This is a genomic window from Sphingomonas xinjiangensis (assembly GCF_014199255.1).
Taxonomy (GTDB): Bacteria; Pseudomonadota; Alphaproteobacteria; order Sphingomonadales; family Sphingomonadaceae; genus Sphingomonas; species Sphingomonas xinjiangensis.
Genome location: NZ_JACIJF010000013.1, coordinates 63,462 through 80,778 on the forward strand (window position 1 = coordinate 63,462; position 17,317 = coordinate 80,778).

Below are 17,317 nucleotides of genomic sequence, written 5' to 3' on the forward strand. Positions count from 1 at the left end.
GCGGGACTGCAATCTAGCGTGTCGGGACGACTTGTCTCGCCACTATGCTTCTTTCGATGAGGTTAGTACCATGCAGTGAGCCTTCCTGCTGGCGTAGCGCCAGACGCGTGCGAACATGCGCTTCCTCGCACTGCGAGAGAAAAAGTGAATAGAGGGAGCGCGATTTAGAGGCGCATGGGTTTGTACGGTGGTGGGAGATGCTCTTCGCGATTTGCATAACGTTGAGCCACATCAACTGGGAAGGCGCGCCGACCGTCGGGTTGGTCCTCATGTCGCCGATTGGCTCGAACCCCAGCATACTTTGATAAAATCGTCTGTGCCTCGGATTCACTTCGATGAAAAGGTCGCTGCATTGATGATTGTGCAGGCCGTAAAGAAAAACAGTATGGAATAGGATCGCAAGGTTCTGCTGATCGGGAAGCTCTGTTTCAAAAGCGAACTTCGTTAATTCACAGACTAGGGCGGCGGGACCGTCTCGGAACACATCCACTTCGTCCTTGAACACAGAGTCGATCGAAAGACCCGCTGGCGAGTCAATTCCCAAGGTAATCGTACCAACAATCTGATCATCCACGAGAGCTACAAAGGTCGTATGACCGGGATCCTCCGGAATTGTATGCTGCGACCCATAGCCTCTCCATCCGAAGCGCCGGTTTAACAACATAGCAGCGCCTAATTTATCTTCATTCGTTTCAGCGAGCCGAAGCACGATGGAGCTTTGCCCGGTCTCGGGGCCAACGCTACAGGCTTCCGCCTTCAACAAAGAAGCCGGTGAAGCCGGCAGTTCGAAAACCTCTCCGGAAAATTCATTGCTGCGAATGTGAATGGACATTATTGCGACCCTCGAGCTTTGCAAACTCCTTGGCCGCTCATCGCGTCCAAAGTTTCCAAATCGGTGAATTTATAGGGTTATTGCCGATTAACTGTGACGACCGTCATTAACGACGACGGAAGTCTAAGAGACCGTAGCAAGAGCCAAACTGAGGGCTGCCTGACTTGACGCCCTAAATTTTTCAGGCGGTCCTCAAAACTCGTTTGGTGATCTCGCGCCTCCTGCGGCGCCTTTATCACAGGATAGTCATACCCAGATTCCCCCGGCCGTTCCGTTTACAAGACGTCGTTCAAGTGAGCCCACATGGCGACCTATTTTATGTGAACAGAGCCGAATGTGCGATGAGTGGAGCACGTTGACTTGGAACCATGCGTTTCGCGGCTGGGCGCAGAGAACGTCCTGATCAGCAGTGCTTTGTCCGTCATTTCACTGCTAACCTTGCGACGTCACATTAGACTTTAGCCTCAGCGGTCACATTGAGCAGATGCCCAGTTTGCGAACGATTGCGAGAAAGATCCCTGGACACCGGACCTGGCAGGTGCTGACGCATGCGGTCATCGAGGAGACCCGAACATAATCTATATACGCTGCAGAATGAGTGCCGGCGCGAGCCATACTTGACCCGTTCGTTCGGAATAACCTCGAGGTTCCAACCTTGCTTGTCTCAGGCTTGCAGCGCACGTCCGAACCATCAGCGTTGTAGAGGCGGTGGTCGAACAGCCACTGCGCCGTTGGCAAACCGTGCAGCAGTGGAGCCGCTCCGGTGATCGCGAATCTATGGGGTCATCATGAGGAAGCTTTGTGGGCTCGCCCTTAGCGTCGACGACAGCATGCAGTTTCGTAGCGATGCCGCCGATGCCGCGTCAGAGATCAAGCTCTTCACCACGGGCTTGATCCAGTATGGTAGGTCGCGTCGATCTTCACTTCACCGGGCCGGCGCCTCAGCCACCCTTCTTATTATGCGACGCCCACTTCTTTCCGCTTCATCGCCTCCCCTCGTCGAACACCGAACTTTGCGGTCACAATCCTCAGGCGCATTTCGCCAACCCAGCCGTTGCTGTGTTCGTTGATGCCAGAGGGCGCATCTACCAATACATTCGGTCCCGGTGCGCGGGCGGCGGCGGGCAATCTGCGGCATTATCCAGCATTCCGCATCTGCTGAAGGGGCATGCCACTGGTTCCACTCGCTTCGGAGTTCATGGGCCACAACATGCGACCGCTTCATCCACTGATCGGATTGAAGGCTCGGTTGGGAGCTGCTCGTCACCGTGTCCGTACGCCGTGTTGCGACGCACTGCCACCGCAAACATCAGCGGGAGGCGCTCGTGCGTTGGCGTAGAAGGGGCGCCTGGCGCAAGCGGTCGGTCATGGGCCTGGCGTCAAGAAGACCAAGGTCAAAGCCCTATTGTCCGCCGCTCTATGCCCTCAGGACCACCTTCTTGATCTACGCTGAGCGGCTACATACCTCCGCTTGGGTTACACGGGCGAGGCAGAGTTGCCGTCACCGACGAGATTGACCAGTTGCTAATGCAACCAAGACGCTGACCCAACACTCAAACGGTTTGATTGTAGTTAGACCCGCTCGCGAGACTTTCGTCCAGCCATCGGCGATGAGAATGGAGAATGTTCCCGTTGTAAGCGTGGTGCCGACGATGAAAGAAGCGATCGCCGTCTTCGTGATCTTGATTAAACAAAAAGTGCGGGAGCGCAAGCTCCCGCACTTTCGACTTGGCACCAATAGAAGGAGAGCTTCTACAAAGCTTCCCTCGCCCGGTGTTCAATCCGGCCGGTCAGTCAGGCAAACGTTACTCGCGCCGAGCTGGAAGCCTTGCGCCGGCGACGCATGCCGAACCCGACAGCACCCATGCCGAGCATCATCATCGCCCAGGTGGATGCTTCCGGAACCGCCGAAGCGCTGAAAGTAAGGTTCCCAGTATAGTTACCTGCACCAGCAGGCGTCGAAGGCATAAAAGAGCCGACGACGCGGATCGAGTTAAGCGCCCCGGCGATAATCTTAATGCCGTTCACCGACGCCGACTGCCCGGCTGGGGTCGAAACGATGGAGCTCGCATAAGAAACGTTATTGATGATCAAATCAGTGATGTTGACGAAATTCGCCTCGGTAGCGAACGACGTCTGCAGACCACCGCTGCCGATCCCATTCTTATCGATGATGAACGAATACGTGTCATCGAAGTTGGTGTTGCCGCGAAAGCTATTGGAGATAGTAGCCGAAATGAAATCATCAACACCGGGAGCTTGCGCATCGCCATCAACGCAGAAACTTTGCCGTCCATCCGTATTACACGAGTTATTCACAGCGATGATCGAAGCCGCCTGCGCTGTTCCAGCAGCACCAATCATCAAAGAGGCCGCGGCAACGCCGAGTAGATAATTCTTCATAATCCCAAACTCCCTTTTTAGAAAGCCCCCAGGCGCCCTTCGCAAGGAGCTTAACCCTAGACGAACGGCTACGAATCCGCTCTGGGGACCATTAACACGTTGTTTACCAATTGCACCAGTTTTTTTTGCAGCACAGCATCCAGCAACTCCTACAATGCCGGCCGCTGCGGCAAAGCGATCAGAGCGCGACTGCCGCGGGCCGTTCGTTATCGCCTGGCGCATCTGACAATCGTGGACATTGACGATGCCTGGTTCCACAATGGCCATTCGGCACCATGATGAGGAACCCTTCGGAGGGCAGGTCGAATCTCCGGTGGAAACGGGCTAAGGCGCCGCAACCACCTACGCGCCTTGATCGAGCTGACATGATGGAGAATAGTTACGTGAAGGCTGAAAGAGCGGCGGGCATTCGCGAGTTTGTCCCAACGGCCTCGTGGCCTTCCTTGCTGAGCCAAGCGATCTTGACTTCGGGCTTGCTGGCTCTTGCCGCACCCACCTTGTGGACTTTGGCTCGGTGGAGCTGGTCCACCGAATCGGGCGCCCACGGCCCGATTGTGCTGGCTACAGGCCTTTGGCTGCTTTGGCATGAACGCCGCCTCGTAATGCCGAGCGTTCCAGCGACCTTTGTTACAGCGGGGTTAGTGCTGCTAATCGCATTTCCACTTTATTACATCGGCCGCGTGACGCAGATACTCCTCGCCGAGGGCATAGCGCTTTTCGCGATAATAATCGCTGTCGCAGCCCTGAAGCTCGGCTGGAGCACTGTCATACGATTTTGGTTTCCGATTCTGTACCTGGCGTTCATCCTCTCACCGCCGGAAAACTGGCTCTTTGTCGCCACGCGACCACTAAAGTCCGCACTTGCGGCGGGCTCCATTGATATCATGGCTGCGTTGGGATTCGATATCGCTGGCACAGCTAGTATGATCTTGATTGACGGCTATAAGCTTCAGGTTGCAGCCGCCTGTTCTGGTGTGAATTCACTTATTGGGATAATCGCTATAGGTCTTTTTTATATTTATCTCCGCCACGGGAGCCAGGCGCGCTACGCTGCCGTTATGGTCATCCTACTCGTTCCACTAGCGGTGCTAACAAACTTCTTGCGAATTATCATTTTGATCCTTGTAACCCACGCGTACGGTGACGGGGCGGCGTTCGATTTTGCTCATGACTTCGGTGGTATAGCCATCTTCGGACTCGCCCTTGTGTTACTTCTCGCGCTTGACGAGGTTATGTACCCATTGGTCCGCCGCATAGGATGGGTACGATGACAGACAGCAGCGCTAGCCGCCTTCGCCTTTCCGATCGCTTGAGTTCCCAGCGTCGAGACCTACTGGTAGGTGGAGGCTTGCTCGCTCTGGCTGGTTTGACCTTTGCACGACTGCCGCGCAGGAGCGTCGTGATGGTTCCCGGAAGTATTGAGAACCTTTTTCCAACCCGTTTCGAAAGCTGGCGCGCCGGAGCTGACAGTGGGTTCGTACTCCCGCCGGAGGACGAGCGAAAGGCTGCCGCCGTCTATGATGATCAAATCGCTTTGACCTACAGCAACGGCAACGACACTCAGATCATGTTGCTGATCGCATACGCGCGGGAGCAGAGCGGTATGCTGATGATACACCGTCCCGAGTCATGCTACCCAGGAGCGGGATTCTCAATCACTGCCGACAGACCGGCTTCTATCTCACTGGAGGCTGGTAAGTCCGTCCCGGGACGGTTCATCTCCGCGGAAAAATTGCCGCGAATCGAACAAGTGCTTTATTGGAGCCGCCTGGGGGATGAGTTTGTTTCGTCCTGGGACGAGGAACGTGAGAGCCTTGCGAAGCAGAACTTGCGCGGCTTCATCCCAGATGGCGCCTTGATCCGCGTATCCTTGGTTTCGGCAGACGAAGGCCGCGCGTTAGAGACGCTGCGCGAGTTTGTCTCAGCTCTTTATCGTTCGACTAGTCCACAAGGAAGATCACTTCTCGCCGGTCGCCTCAGCTACGTTTAGGGAATGGCTTCAACACAATGAAGACATAGGCGAGCACCCCAACGCAGAGTGCTGCGGCCAGCATCCCGTAACCGTTATTACCTAGCCAATTCGCTAGTGCGCATGCAATGGCCGGAGGAAAATACATGGCAATGCTATCCGACGGCTTATCCTCCATCGATCTTTGCAACAGTAGTACGGCGAGTCCCGCAAAAATTGCAACTGTAATCCAGTCGAAGGGGGTTTCCATAGCGCTCGCTGCCTCTTACACGATCAACTTAATCGCGCTGAACCCACTATCAGAAGAGTTCCACAGATGTCAGTACATATCCGTCACGGAGCGCGCCGCGCCGTTTTTTTAGCGGGTTCGGCTTTGATCGTTGCCTTAGGAACGAACGCGTGCGGAGGCCCAAAGCCTGGCGGACAGACAGTTGCTGTTGTTGACGGCGAGCCGGTAACCCAAGCCGAGCTAGATGTAGATCGAACGGTTGACCAGAGCACTGGCGATCAAAGTAGCCGCAACATAGCCCTTCAATCATTGATCAATCGCAAATTGTTCGTGGCCGCTGCCAAAGAGCAAAAATTGGACAAGGATCCCAATTTTCGTCTCCAGGCTGACCGTCAGGAAGAGATATTACTCGCTAGAAAGTACCTGGAGCAGGTTACTGCCGGCGTTTCTTCCATGATATCGGAAGCAGATATTAACAATTATCTTGCTCAGCACCCTCAATATGGAGAGGGTAGAAAAATCGTTAATATCAACCAAATTCAATTCACTATGCCTACCGATAAAGGGATCATTGCTAAGCTTCAGAATGCTAGATCTCTGGGAGAAATCGCCCAGCTGCTGCAACAGAATGGCGTTACGAACAAGCCGACTAACATTAGCTTAGATTCGGCGATCTTACCACACCAGATGTTCGACGGCCTGGTCAAGTCGCTCTCGGGCGAGCCCCTTATCCTTGCGGACGGGCAGAGCAGTCTTGCTCAGGTTGCTACGTCGATGACGGACGCGCCGCTGCCTAGTGACAAGGCTCAGGCGATTGCTCGGAAAGCTTTAGAAAGGGTGCGTGTCACTGAAAGGCTTAGGCAACAGGCAGATGCACTGCGCGGCTCCGTCAAGATTGAGTATGCAAAAGGCTATGGTCCCGCTAAGTCCCCCACTTCTTGAATTGGCTTTGAGGGCACTTGAAGGCGCTGGACGGCGGCGGCGCAGATGCCGCGTAGCGACGTCACGCTAGAGCGATCATCGATCGAATCTCATCGTAGCCGCAGTTGGGGAGAAGTTTGCGGACTGGGTGGGCGAGTAGAGGTCGAGGATGCGTCCAATGGCAGTCCAGAGGCTGTGGATGGTGCGCTCGGCGGCTTTGCGCAGATGCGCCTTCAGCTTGGAGAAGGTCTGCTCGACTGGATTGAGGTCTAGCCTTAAGGCCGCACGTCAGGTGGAAGCATTCAGCGTGAATGCAGACCGTGCAATGCGATCGGTCGAGCTGAGAGCGGAGCGGGGCGTACCTCGGGCGGCACCCCCCGCCCCGCCCCCGCGTTACTCTCCCCCATGGCCGGCATTGTCCACACCCCGCTGATCTCCGGGCCAAGTACCCAGCGTTCCAGGCTGTCGGCGATGACGCCATCCAGCGGCGGATCACCAACCCGCAGGCGATCACCACAACGGGTTGGATCGAGGCGGACTATCAGCCGGCGACCCTCACGTACGCAGCGAGCCGGGTCCCCATCAACGGAGTTGGCGAAACGGGCGGCGTCGCGTCTCTCGCGGGCAAGGTGGTGACCAGCTTGAAGTCCGCCAGCTTTCGGTCGACTTCGATGCCTTGGAAGAGGGTAACCCGGTTCGAGATCGTCGTGACGCCGTTCATCAAGCAGCTGCGGGGCGAGTGAATGCGGTAGCTGACTAGACGCACAGACGCACTCTCCCCAGGAGGGGGAGAGTGCGTTTGATTTTGTTACCCGCCAACTACCCTGCTCTTGAAACTAGCAAACTTCTGCTCGACCTTTTCTATCGCTCGATCGACAAGACCGGGCTCATCGAAAACTACGTTAAGTTCCGTCAGTCTGGACTGCAAAGAGCCCCGATCAACGGAGTGGAAGCTTGCTTTGTCTGACCCAGCGCATGCCAGTGCGGCAGCCGCACCTGCGGCCTGGCCGAGAACCATGCTGGTGAGTTCCATTCGAATTGAAGAGAATGCCTGGTGCGAAGCGGCTACACAGAACGTCACCAATAGGTTGGAACATTCCTCTGCCCTAGGTAGCATGATCTCGTAAGGCAGCTGCGACATCTTGTCGGCGCCGCCCGCAGTCGCGAACAGGTTACCTTCGTTCCAAACCTTCCAGCCGCCTCCTGGCTTCGCAATAGCGATACGCTGCACGTGATGGCTGTCTTGCCAGTAAGACGCCATGGCCACGGGCGACCCCGAACGTATAGGTGTGCGATCCCGCTGCTCCAGGTCTGCGCCAGACCAGAGCAGGCCGTTATTCATCCGCCGCGCCTCACGAACGTATAGCTGGTAAGGCCAGCCCGCCTCGTCATTCTTGTGCGGCCTTTGGAACTCAGTTTTTACTAAACCCCACTGACGCACTTCCGCTTGCAAGGAGGCAGGCAGGCGCGGGTCCTTCGACCAACCTAAGGTGTAGAAGAAGCCCTTGATGAAGTCTTGGTGAGCCTTCCATATCGTCTCCCGCTCAGCGTAGCTGGCGTTTGGATAGTTCCAGCTCAGGCCGAACGGGTCGGTGGAGAACCCTCCGTTTGCGTTAACGTCATAGACTCCGTCCGCCACGGCATGCGCGCCCATGATGTCAGTGGGAAAGTCCCAATCACGGCCGTGCCGCATACCTGCAGCCTCAATCGCGGCGATCATCCGAAGGAGTAGCTCGTAGTTCACAGGATCGTAGCCGGCAGGTGGTGTTGACGGCAGGTCCAGGCGCTTGCTCGGCTGATCTGTCATGGCCATGCGGAAATTGTAGGCTTGGACTGCATTGTCTGCAGAGCCGATCGGCTTGTTGCTCGCAGCCTTCACCGTCGGCAAATACCCTGATGATGGGTCGCCAGCGATGACAAACGGGTCAACGTCGAGCAGCTGTTTGTTCATGCCGAACTGGTGCTCGCTTCCTCCCGAAGTCCTGGTCTCTCCGAAATACCCGTCAAGCGGGTTGCGGCCGTCCGCCTCGTCGCGACCTACGATAAACCCGACACCTGCGCGAGCCATCAGGTCGCCCTCATAAGACGCATCGACAAACGTGCGTCCGCGCGCGACCCGGCCATCCGCCGTGCGGATCTCCTTGATGGCTTTGCCTTGACGGATCACCTCGGTCACACCGGAGGTCCGGATAAACGGAACGCCTTCGCTACGAAGAAGGCGCTCAAACTCGGCCTCTGCGCTCGATGGCTTGAAGGCGTAAGCATTTTTCTGCGTGCCACCCGACGCTGCTGCGACCGTGATGTCGCGCGCCAAACCACCGAACGCATCAAGACGGCGGAAGTCCGTGAAGCCGAGACCTCCGCTCATCATGCCGCCAATATGATTGTCGCGCCAACCACCAACGATAGCAACCGCAAGACCATCACGTGCAGCCTGGACAGCCGCGGTGATGCCGCTCGGGGTCGAGCCGTAGACAACCAAGTCGGCGATCAACGTCCGCCCCTGCCGTATCAAGTGACGACGATTGGGAGCGCTACTGTGCGGCTGACCGCAAGCGGACAGCATTAGCCCTGCGCCAACGGCGCAAAGCAACTCACGACGATTCATGTATTCCCCCGTAGCCAGGCCCCGGCCCAATCACTGCGCGATGGCAGCAACATCAGGATACATCCAGAGGAAATTCAGAATATTAGTCCAGCTTCGGGACCAACATGCTTACCGGACTTGCTTACCTGGTCCGTGGCTCTGGTTTACCTTACGGAAACCTAGGCTCCCGCTGCCCCGCTCGGCAGATGGCCCTGCTCTAGGGAATTCAGCACATGCGGCTTGTTGAGCCGTCAACGCCTCGCGTCACCTCCCCGAACGAGCATGAGGGGCGCTCACAACGCTGGTTCAGGTTTCATAAGCTTCGCGTGCCGAGTTGATGGATTTTCGAATATCGCTGCAGCTAGGAATGTTACCACCACCACGGAAGCTACTGCTGCATAGTATCCCCAGTTACCGCTACCCAGTCGACCCCAGGTTACAGCAAGCACGTAAGTCAACCAGACGCTGAGGACGTAGCATTTCAACGTCTGCCTCCCGAGGCAAGCCAACGCGCGCATTGGCGGCAGCTCCGGTATCCTCGCGCTGAGCGACAAGAGGCCACAGTATAGAGCCAACATTATGCAGGCATGGGCCAAACGCAGAGGGCCAAGGTTCCCCTTTAGCGATAAGTACCAGCTCCCAGGGAAGGCGCTATCGGCTTGGTGGATCTTTGCTGCCGCCAGAGCTACGGCGGCCGCCGCGACCGCAAACGTCAGCCACTTTCGATTCTCGAGTAAACCGAAAAAACTCTCATGTGCGCGGCTCGCTCCGAGAATGAGCGGTATGAAGAACAACAACTGCCACGCGGCCGCGTTGAACCCCCATCGAACGGTCCCCGGATCAATAAAACGCGTGACAGCAGCAAGCTGGCAGACGAGCCAAATCGCTATCGAGCCGGCGGCTAGCATCATGGGCGATCTGCGGTACACCCATATGGCAGCAGGCGTCAGGAGCATTGATATTACGTACAACCGGAGGACGTCCAAAGGCATCGGAGCTTTCCAAAGCGCGAGGAACTTTGTCCATCCCAACAATCCTCCGTTGACTATGAAGTCAGCGCCCCATGACTTGACCTCTAAATCGCTCATGAAAATCAACCCGGGGAGTAGCGACGCTAGTAAAAGGGTGTTGTAAGCGTATAGAGTGCTCGCCCTTTTTAGTATTGCAACCGCTGGTTTAGCTTTTCTGAGATACACCATGCCGACCATATAGCCCGACATTATGACGAACAAAGGTGCTGCTGAAGCGTAACCAACGCTCGTCGGCGTCAATATTTCAACGCCATCGAAGCCATAGATGCGAAACCCTCCTGTGATGTGGTTGATGAGGATAGTCAACATCGCTACGCCACGAACGATGTCAATCCGCGCGTCTCGTGCCTTGGCTTTCACCTTCATCCTCTAGGGGGTGGCGTACGATCATTGCTGAAGCATGGCTGGCAAACATCGTTTGATGGCCGGATCGCGGCGACCAAGCGCTTCGTCGCTGTCGTGCCGACCCAGCTACGGGGCGAGTAGAAAAGAGCGCCCGGCGAACTTCCAATTTCGCCGGGCGCTTAGTTACGCGCACGGCGGAGAGGAGTGCTCGTGGCAGAGGCTTAATGCCTCGGCTTCGGCTATGTTGCGTTGCAGAAACATTACACCAGCAACTTAGACTATCGTTCTGGTTCATAGGGTTGATAGCGGACCGCGCAGCTTCGTAGTTCTGCGCGGCCCGCCACGTTATCAGGCTTTCCAGGAGGGCGCTCCAGGAAAGCCGAGCGTACAATGCTCGACAGGCGGTTTCGCTGCCATAACGACGATTAGTTATTTTGGAGTTTGCGTGTCTCGCGCTGAGACGGGCGAGCCGAGCCGCGAAAGGGATGAACGCGGCTCGGCTCTTTGTCAGGTGGGCATTTGGAGACCCGTTAACTGTATAGCAGGCGTAAGGCACCGAGCCAAACAGAACATTTGCGGGCAGGTGCGCAGGCGGTTGACGCGCGTCGTGCGCAGGGACGGCCACCTTCGGAGCGCGTGCAGGCTTCCGTATAACACCCAGCTTCTTCGTTTACGGAATCATAACCATATCCCGGGTGCAGTGATTGGAGCGCCCGTGAGCGACTTTGAATACTTCCGCTCTCGAGCCCTTGATGCGCGTATCGCCGCTATGCGTGCTGCTACGATGACGGCCTTCGGCGCACACATGGACATGGTGCGCGAGTACGAACGCCGCTCCCTGAGCTTCTGAGGCATAGCCCGTAAGAGCGCCGACGCTCACCAGCCGACAGCCTAGATGCATGGCGGCTCCAGTTTCGCAAGCTGATGGACCGGTCGCAGCGAGCCCGAGAGCGTAGTCAGGAACCGGTTGAGCGCGGCCAGAGGCAGCGAGAACGGCATCGCAAACCCACGGCAATGCATTGAAGTAGCCCCCGCCTGCGCGGACGGTGCGGCCCCGTCCCGCCGCTTCAATTTGGCCTTGCCCAAGAGGGTGTGCATAGTCTCGACGGCTTGTTTGATATGCTCGGGCATCGGCAAATCTTCGTTACGGTCCTTTACGTTCAGAACGCTCCACGAAGCGCCGCGATCGTAATGACGACAATCCCGCTGATGCAGGCAACGATGAGAGCTGTCAGGGCATACCCGGGCTTGTCCCCGAAAATCTGTCGTGAATAGGTCAGCACGACGATAAGCAGTGCCGCCAGGGCGATCACGATCACACCGCATGAGCCCGCCACGACGATCCGCGTCCAGCGGTGCCAATTCACTTCGGTGGTGAACTCACGGATGTACTCGGCCGACGCAGCTTTATGGTCGGACAGCCTACCGAAGTCAGCGACGAGCAGGTCTACGCGCTCGGTCAGCCGCGTAATCTCAATTGAAGGCTCATCCGGCGCGGCGGACTCCTGTTGAGTCGCCACGCCTGCGATGATCGCGTCGAACTCAGCCTCAGGGCCGCGCTTGCGCCTGCCGTGCCATGGCCAGTAGCTTGTAGTGGGCGGCGATGAGTTCATCCGAGATCTCATTCGAGCTGCCCGCGCGATAGGTCTGAGACCGAGGCGTATCGGGCTGGTGTTTGATGTTCGACAGTGTGAAGGCGTGCATATTGCCGTAGGATTTGACTACCGAGCTGATGATGCCAGCCTGCTCCGGGGAGAGCTGGGACTAGCAATTGGCCCGAACGGAGTAGTTGCCCTCTCGCTGATACCGCCAGCGCCAAACTTCCGAAAAGCCCGGTAAACGGCCGGGAACACCGGCTTGTGCTGCCATGCCTCTGGTTCCTCATTTACAAGCGGCTCGTTCAGCAGGCCGAGCGACCAGCCATGAGCGATGTAAACTAGCCTCAAAAGCTGCATGATCGTCAGAGACTTGCCCTGCCTTTGCGCTTCATCAAGCTACGCATTGGCAATTGCCAAAGGTGGGAACGCGGTCATTGCGAAGCCCTCCTTTCTTTCCATGAGCGTGAATCGCCAGAAAAGCGCCCTTCTGTCGAAGCGCGCCGCTTCAAGTTAGACGGAATGTATCAAACCAACATTCAACTTTCGGTTATGATCCGCGACATTCGGAGACCCGCGGTCGCCGCCAACGAAGCCGCGACGGTGACGGCGGCAGCTGCTTCAGCGTCTCCGCATGCACCCCGAAGAACTGCGCCAGCTTGCGCCGGTCATAGTCCGGCAGATCGTAGGGCACCCGATCACGCAGATGGCGGCCAATATAGCCGTCGCTGCGCCCCAGCACCCGCGACAGCTCAGCCGAGTTGCCATAGGCCTGCACCAGCTCGCCGAACCGCGTCCGACGCTCGTCTGCGACCATGATCCTCATTGACGGAGCCAGGGGCGCTCGGCGTCGTCGAGCGCTCCGAAAGTGTCGCTGTCAGCGCCGAGCGTCTCCAGCCGTGCCCGCACTCCTCGGGGCTGCCGTCCTTCGGGAGGCGCGGTCCTGCTTTGCTGCTTAGCCAGACTGCCGATCCAATCCCCGCGGCCCTGCTGATCCAGCAGCGACCGGCCGGACCCGATATCGACCGGCGCTTCAACCATCAGATTTCCGTTCATGACGGTAAGCGTCCGACCTGACCCGTATTGCGGTCGGAGCTCTGCTGCGCGAGGCGATGAGCACTCAGGAGTGTCCTTTGGCACTCCGAAAGGAGAGTGCGCATGGGGCGGATGGAGGTCATCACGCATGTGGAGCGCCGCCGACGGTATTCGGACGGGGAGCGGGCGGCGGTGCTGGCGCAATGCGATCGGCCGGGTGCTACCATCGTGGGTGTCGCTCGGCAGCTGGGGATGTCCCCCAGCCTGATCCATGGTTGGCGTAAGAAGCAGCGCGACATGGCCCTCCTGGCTAGCGAGCCGCTCCAGTTTATACCGTATGGCGAAGTGCCGATCAGCTCCGCCCCCGATCCAAATGCCTTGGCCTCCCCAATGACCGCTGAGCTGCCGACTGCGTCCTTCCGTGCGCCGGCGCGCGAGACAGGGTCGACACAGGAGGAGCTGCTGCGACCCAACCCGGGCTTGCGCCCCGGTGGCATCGACATCGACTTGCCGAGCGGCGTGCGCGTTTCCGTCGACAGCTATGTAAACGAGAAAACCTTGGCTCGCGTGCTGCGGGCACTGCGGGAAACGGCATGATCTCGCTCGCTCCGGGCACCAAGGTGTATCTGGCGAGCAAGCCGGTGAGCATGCGGCTCGGCTTCGACGGCCTGGCGGCGCTGGTGCGGCCACTGTTCGACCAAGAGCCGTATGCCGGGCACGTCTTCCTCTTCCGCAGCCGAAGAGGCAGCTATCTCAAGGCGCTATATTGGGATGGCACCGGCCTCTGCCTGTTCGCCAAGCGGCTCGAGCGTCATCGCTTCGTTTGGCCGCCGCTGGTCAACGGCGGCGTAGTGCTCAGCGCAGCACAGTTTGCCCTGCTGATCGAGGCGATGGACTGGCGTCGTACCGTGGCTCCGGAGGCGCCACGCCTGCCGGTCCAGATGTAGCGGAAAGCGGCAGAAAACCCGCATTTTGCTTGGGCGCGAGTCGCTGTTCTGGTATAGAAAACCATGTCTTCCGGCGCGCTGGACATCCCCGACCATCCCGATGCGGTGAAGGCGCTTTTGGCGGCAATGCAGGCCAAGCTCGCTGCCTCCGAGCAGGCGTTGGCGGACGAGCGAACCGCGCACCAGGAGACGCGCCAACAGCTCACCGCGGCCGAGAATGCCATCAAGCTGACGACGCTTCAGATCGAGAAACTAAAGGTCCAGCTCGCCCGCCTGCGTAAAATGAAGTTCGGCCAGTCCTCGGAGCGGCTATTGCTGCTAGCGGATCAGCTGGAGCTGTCGCTGGAGGATCTGGAGGCCGCGCAGGCGCATGCCACGTGCGTGGTCGCCGGCAGGACGGCAGAGGAACCAGCCTCAGAGAGTGACCAGCCTCGCCGTCAGCCGCTTCCTGCACATCTCCGCCGCGAAGAGGTGCTGCACCCTGCGCCTGCAGCGGATGGTTGCAGCAGCTGCGGCGGCGCCATGGCCCGGTTGGGCGAGGATGTGACAGAGGTGCTGGAATATGTGCCGGGCCGCTTCCACGTCGTTCGGCACGTTCGGCCCAAGCTAGCCTGCAAGCGCTGCGACGCGATCAGTCAGGCGCCGGCTCCGGCGCTGCCGGTGCCCCGCGGCCGAGCCGGGCCAGGCCTGCTGGCGCATGTGGTGGTGTCGAAGTTCGCTGACCATCTGCCGCTCTACCGCCAGTCCCGAATCTTCGCGCGTGAGGGCGTTGAGATCAGCCGATCGACGCTGGCGGACTGGGCGGGCCAGGTCAGCTGGCTGCTTCAACCGCTGGTCGACCGCATCGCCGAGCATGTGATGGCCAGCCCCAAGCTGCATGCCGACGATACGCCGGTTCCGGTGCTGTCGCCGGGTAGCGGCAAGACGGCGACGGGGCGGCTCTGGGTGTATCTCCGCGATAACCGACGATGGCGGCCCAGCGACAAACCGGCGGCACTCTTTCGCTACAGCCCTGATCGTAAGGGAGAACGACCGCGCGAGCACCTCCAGACATTTGCGGGCTTCCTGCAAGCCGATGCCTATGCCGGGTTCGACAAGCTCTATGCTGCTGATCGAAAGCCGGGGCTCATCACGCCGGTCGCGTGCTGGGCTCATGTGCGCCGCAAGCTAAACGATGTGCTGGTGGCCGATGCTCGGTCCATTGCCCGCGAGGGGCTGGTGCTCATAGGCGACCTGTACGAGGTCGAGCGACGGATCACCCGAGATCCGCATGAGGACCGCCGCAAAGCCCGCAAATACTCGAAGCTGAAGGCGCTCGACTTCTTCAAGTGGGCAGACGGCGTGCTCGCCCAAGTGTCGGCTCGGTCTCCGCTCGCCGAGGCACTCCGCTACGCGGTTCGCCTCAAGCCGGCACTGCTCGCTTATACGGAGAATGGGCGGCTCGAGATCGACAACAACCTGGCGGAGAACGCCTTGCGCGGGATCGCCGTGGGCCGCAAGAATTGGCTGTTCGCGGGGGCGGACTGCGGTGGTGAGCGAGCTGCAGCGATCTACAGCCTGCTCGAGACGGCGAAGCTCAATGGCATCAACCCGCAGGCTTGGCTGGCCGATGTGCTTGAGCGGGTCGGGCGTGGTCACCCCATCAATCGCACTAACGAGCTGCTGCCCTGGAACTGGACTGCTTCAGCAGCTGCGTCGTCCGAAACTGAGTGAAAAGCTGCCCGTCGGCTCCCGCCCAATGGCGGTCATTTTGCCGCCGGTCACCGGTCGCAAAGGCAAACCTGCTCTGGACGAGCCGTTACTATCTACCCATGTTCCTCAATGAAAGGGGAAGATCATGGTCAGCACATCCAACGATGGCATTATGTCCGAGTATCTCGTCAAGTATGGGGTAGCTAAAACAAGCGAGCGTGAGCGCCCCACCGACTTGCTTGAAACGCTGTATATATCCGAGCGCTACCAAGCCGGTGACGATCTGAAATCGGCTCGCGCCAACTATGACCATTCCGTCTGGAACGACGTGCCAAGTGCGGAAATCGATCGACGATTAGCAGCGTTGGACGTTTTTATGGGCGAGCTTGCCCGCAATCGTGCCGCGATGTGGGGCCTCAACTGACAGCGAAGTCGTGTCCGCTTTCGGAGCACTGCCCTGTTAGCAGACCGACCGCTTCCGCCCTATTCTGTTGAAAAAGTCGGAGCGCGAAATCTTATTGCGTAAAGGCGCAGGGATAGAACCAGGTTCACGCCATCTTTGCATCGATCGTGCGCGCCAGAAGTATTCAGAGTTCAGATATTTCGCGATGTTCTGATGGGCCGACTTTTTCAACACAATAGCCCAATTGCGGACACCGCGGTTCTAGTTCAACGTAGTGACATGAGCGGAATTTGGCTTGGCATGGCAGCACTGATGAGCACCGCACTCCCTGATGAGCCGCACAGGCGGATCGCTCCCAACCAGACCTACCCTTCTGCGATGACCGAGACACCGGCGAGCGCGAGCAAACGTGCTCTAATCAGGCGGTTTCTGAGGGCCGTTGGTCGGCAAGAGCAGCTTGATAGTGGAAGCTTCCTTGAGCGCTACGCAATACCAGGCGGAGTTATGTGGCCGATCAAGCCCGGCAGTCAGCCAATGGAAGATCTGCGTGGCGGATTTGAACGGCGGATGTCGGCGCTCAAGAGAGCCTACGAAAAGCATCGTACGGCCTATCAGCAAGCCTATGACGATCACGTAAACTGGGAGTTCACAGAGAAAGAACTCGCTGTCATCGTAGCGTTTTTGGAGAGCCCCGCCGGTAGGCATTACCTCGATGGCCGGTGGCGCATGGAGGCGTACACCGACACTAACACCGAGGACGTTGAGCAAGGGATTGTGGCCGAGGCGCAAGCCAGCTTGGCAGAATAACTAACGTCCTCTTTCCCGCCTCGGGGTCATGGCAGCTAACGCCCACTTTCCGACACAGCGCGACCTGCTACGGTGTCTCGCAGGAGGCCTCGTGACGATCTACCAGCGGTTCCGAATTTGGGTCGATGAGGTTCAGTCTGGAAGCCTCTACGCGGGCAAGTTGCTGTATGCCGCTGGCGCATTTCCGCTGTCCGCTACCCCGATTATTGGCGATTGGTGGCGCATTCCGGGTGTCGTCATCGCGGTTGCGTGGATGGTCTTCTTGCTTTGGAGGCTTTGGCTGATGGCGAAAACTGGGCTGATCGCCAGTGACGTGCCGCAGGGCCGCTTGGTAGAAAAGGTAGTGAAGCGCCCTTCCAACGACCTGACGAAGAACGGCAGCTAACCACCCACACCACGACGTTCCGCGCCCGCAAAGCGGACGCTAAAAGATGGTGTATCGCGGCGGCTGCGTTTCGAAAGCAGATGGAATGGCAGCCCCTTCACGTACGATGCCTGGATCGGGGTCGAACCTGACCTCG

Annotated in this window: 21 protein-coding genes; 11 read left to right on the plus strand and 10 right to left on the minus strand. The window is 58.4% G+C overall.

What is annotated here, in order from left to right; translation table 11 throughout:
• Positions 1–13: 13 nt before the first annotated feature.
• Together FHT02_RS16630 and FHT02_RS16635 are read right to left on the minus strand one after the other, a co-directional pair.
• Positions 14–832: an N-acyl amino acid synthase FeeM domain-containing protein gene (locus FHT02_RS16630; RefSeq protein ID WP_184090248.1), complete on the minus strand. Its 819-nt coding sequence runs from the start codon at positions 830–832 to the stop codon at positions 14–16.
• A 1,794-nt stretch (positions 833–2,626) separates the two neighbouring features.
• Complete coding sequence (locus tag FHT02_RS16635) at positions 2,627–3,235, minus strand: FxDxF family PEP-CTERM protein (RefSeq protein ID WP_184090251.1); 609 nt, start codon at positions 3,233–3,235, stop codon at positions 2,627–2,629.
• A 365-nt stretch (positions 3,236–3,600) separates the two neighbouring features.
• Here FHT02_RS16635 and xrt point away from each other — a divergent pair, with 365 nt between their 5' ends.
• Together xrt and epsI are read left to right on the plus strand one after the other, a co-directional pair.
• Positions 3,601–4,506 (plus strand): exosortase, encoded by a 906-nt coding sequence (xrt, locus tag FHT02_RS16640; protein ID WP_184090254.1) that lies wholly within the window; start codon positions 3,601–3,603, stop codon positions 4,504–4,506.
• Positions 4,503–5,225: an exosortase-associated protein EpsI, V-type gene (epsI, locus tag FHT02_RS16645; RefSeq protein ID WP_246352483.1), complete on the plus strand. Its 723-nt coding sequence runs from the start codon at positions 4,503–4,505 to the stop codon at positions 5,223–5,225. The genes xrt and epsI overlap by 4 nt, the downstream gene beginning before the upstream one ends.
• Here epsI and FHT02_RS16650 read toward each other — a convergent pair.
• Positions 5,212–5,454 (minus strand): XrtV sorting system accessory protein, encoded by a 243-nt coding sequence (locus FHT02_RS16650; protein ID WP_184090260.1) that lies wholly within the window; start codon positions 5,452–5,454, stop codon positions 5,212–5,214. The two genes, epsI and FHT02_RS16650, sit on opposite strands and share 14 nt — an antisense overlap.
• 66 nt (positions 5,455–5,520) lie before the next feature.
• On the opposite strand from FHT02_RS16650, the gene FHT02_RS16655 reads away from it, so the two are divergent.
• Both FHT02_RS16655 and FHT02_RS16660 read left to right on the plus strand, forming a co-directional pair.
• Positions 5,521–6,375: a hypothetical protein gene (locus tag FHT02_RS16655; RefSeq protein ID WP_184090263.1), complete on the plus strand. Its 855-nt coding sequence runs from the start codon at positions 5,521–5,523 to the stop codon at positions 6,373–6,375.
• A 45-nt stretch (positions 6,376–6,420) separates the two neighbouring features.
• Complete coding sequence (locus FHT02_RS16660) at positions 6,421–6,627, plus strand: hypothetical protein (RefSeq protein ID WP_184090266.1); 207 nt, start codon at positions 6,421–6,423, stop codon at positions 6,625–6,627.
• Between the two features lie 268 nt (positions 6,628–6,895).
• Here the strand turns inward: FHT02_RS16660 and FHT02_RS16665 are convergent, their stop codons facing one another.
• From FHT02_RS16665 to opgC, 3 genes are all read right to left on the minus strand, one after another.
• A complete protein-coding gene (locus FHT02_RS16665; RefSeq protein WP_184090269.1) occupies positions 6,896–7,075 on the minus strand; it encodes a hypothetical protein in 180 nt (59 codons plus the stop codon).
• Positions 7,076–7,162: 87 nt separating this feature from the next.
• On the minus strand, positions 7,163–8,848 hold the full coding sequence (locus FHT02_RS16670; protein WP_184090272.1) for an FAD-dependent oxidoreductase: 1,686 nt from the start codon (positions 8,846–8,848) through the stop codon (positions 7,163–7,165).
• A 386-nt stretch (positions 8,849–9,234) separates the two neighbouring features.
• On the minus strand, positions 9,235–10,338 hold the full coding sequence (opgC, locus tag FHT02_RS16675; RefSeq protein ID WP_184090275.1) for an OpgC domain-containing protein: 1,104 nt from the start codon (positions 10,336–10,338) through the stop codon (positions 9,235–9,237).
• Positions 10,339–11,032: 694 nt separating this feature from the next.
• Between opgC and FHT02_RS21960 the strand changes: the two genes are divergently transcribed.
• Positions 11,033–11,167, plus strand: a complete 135-nt coding sequence (locus tag FHT02_RS21960) for a hypothetical protein (protein ID WP_281393257.1) — start codon at positions 11,033–11,035, stop codon at positions 11,165–11,167.
• Between the two features lie 310 nt (positions 11,168–11,477).
• Here FHT02_RS21960 and FHT02_RS16680 read toward each other — a convergent pair whose 3' ends face one another.
• From FHT02_RS16680 to FHT02_RS16695, 4 genes are all read right to left on the minus strand, one after another.
• Positions 11,478–11,930: a hypothetical protein gene (locus FHT02_RS16680; protein ID WP_184090279.1), complete on the minus strand. Its 453-nt coding sequence runs from the start codon at positions 11,928–11,930 to the stop codon at positions 11,478–11,480.
• 108 nt (positions 11,931–12,038) lie between these two features.
• Complete coding sequence (locus FHT02_RS22295) at positions 12,039–12,272, minus strand: Panacea domain-containing protein (protein ID WP_184090282.1); 234 nt, start codon at positions 12,270–12,272, stop codon at positions 12,039–12,041.
• A gap of 190 nt (positions 12,273–12,462) precedes the next feature.
• Positions 12,463–12,729, minus strand: a complete 267-nt coding sequence (locus FHT02_RS16690) for a hypothetical protein (protein ID WP_184090285.1) — start codon at positions 12,727–12,729, stop codon at positions 12,463–12,465.
• Between the two features lie 5 nt (positions 12,730–12,734).
• Positions 12,735–12,953, minus strand: coding sequence for a hypothetical protein (locus FHT02_RS16695; RefSeq protein ID WP_184090287.1), 219 nt, complete (start codon positions 12,951–12,953; stop codon positions 12,735–12,737).
• 117 nt (positions 12,954–13,070) lie between these two features.
• Here FHT02_RS16695 and tnpA point away from each other — a divergent pair, with 117 nt between their 5' ends.
• The 6 genes from tnpA to FHT02_RS16725 all read left to right on the plus strand — a co-directional run bounded on the left by tnpA (position 13,071) and on the right by FHT02_RS16725 (position 17,181).
• Positions 13,071–13,544 carry an IS66-like element accessory protein TnpA gene (gene tnpA / locus FHT02_RS16700; protein WP_184090291.1) on the plus strand — a complete coding sequence of 158 codons (474 nt, stop codon included), beginning with the start codon at positions 13,071–13,073 and terminating at the stop codon, positions 13,542–13,544.
• Positions 13,541–13,894 (plus strand): IS66 family insertion sequence element accessory protein TnpB, encoded by a 354-nt coding sequence (tnpB, locus tag FHT02_RS16705; protein WP_184090294.1) that lies wholly within the window; start codon positions 13,541–13,543, stop codon positions 13,892–13,894. The genes tnpA and tnpB overlap by 4 nt, the downstream gene beginning before the upstream one ends.
• A 63-nt stretch (positions 13,895–13,957) precedes the next feature.
• The gene (gene tnpC / locus FHT02_RS16710) at positions 13,958–15,607 is read left to right on the plus strand and encodes an IS66 family transposase (protein WP_184090297.1); all 1,650 of its coding nucleotides are present in this window, start codon (positions 13,958–13,960) and stop codon (positions 15,605–15,607) included.
• Between the two features lie 124 nt (positions 15,608–15,731).
• Positions 15,732–16,010: a hypothetical protein gene (locus FHT02_RS16715; RefSeq protein WP_184090301.1), complete on the plus strand. Its 279-nt coding sequence runs from the start codon at positions 15,732–15,734 to the stop codon at positions 16,008–16,010.
• Between the two features lie 258 nt (positions 16,011–16,268).
• Complete coding sequence (locus FHT02_RS16720; RefSeq protein ID WP_184090304.1) at positions 16,269–16,796, plus strand: DUF2059 domain-containing protein; 528 nt, start codon at positions 16,269–16,271, stop codon at positions 16,794–16,796.
• Positions 16,797–16,887: 91 nt separating this feature from the next.
• Positions 16,888–17,181, plus strand: a complete 294-nt coding sequence (locus FHT02_RS16725; protein ID WP_184090307.1) for a hypothetical protein — start codon at positions 16,888–16,890, stop codon at positions 17,179–17,181.
• The last annotated feature ends 136 nt before the right edge of the window (positions 17,182–17,317 follow it).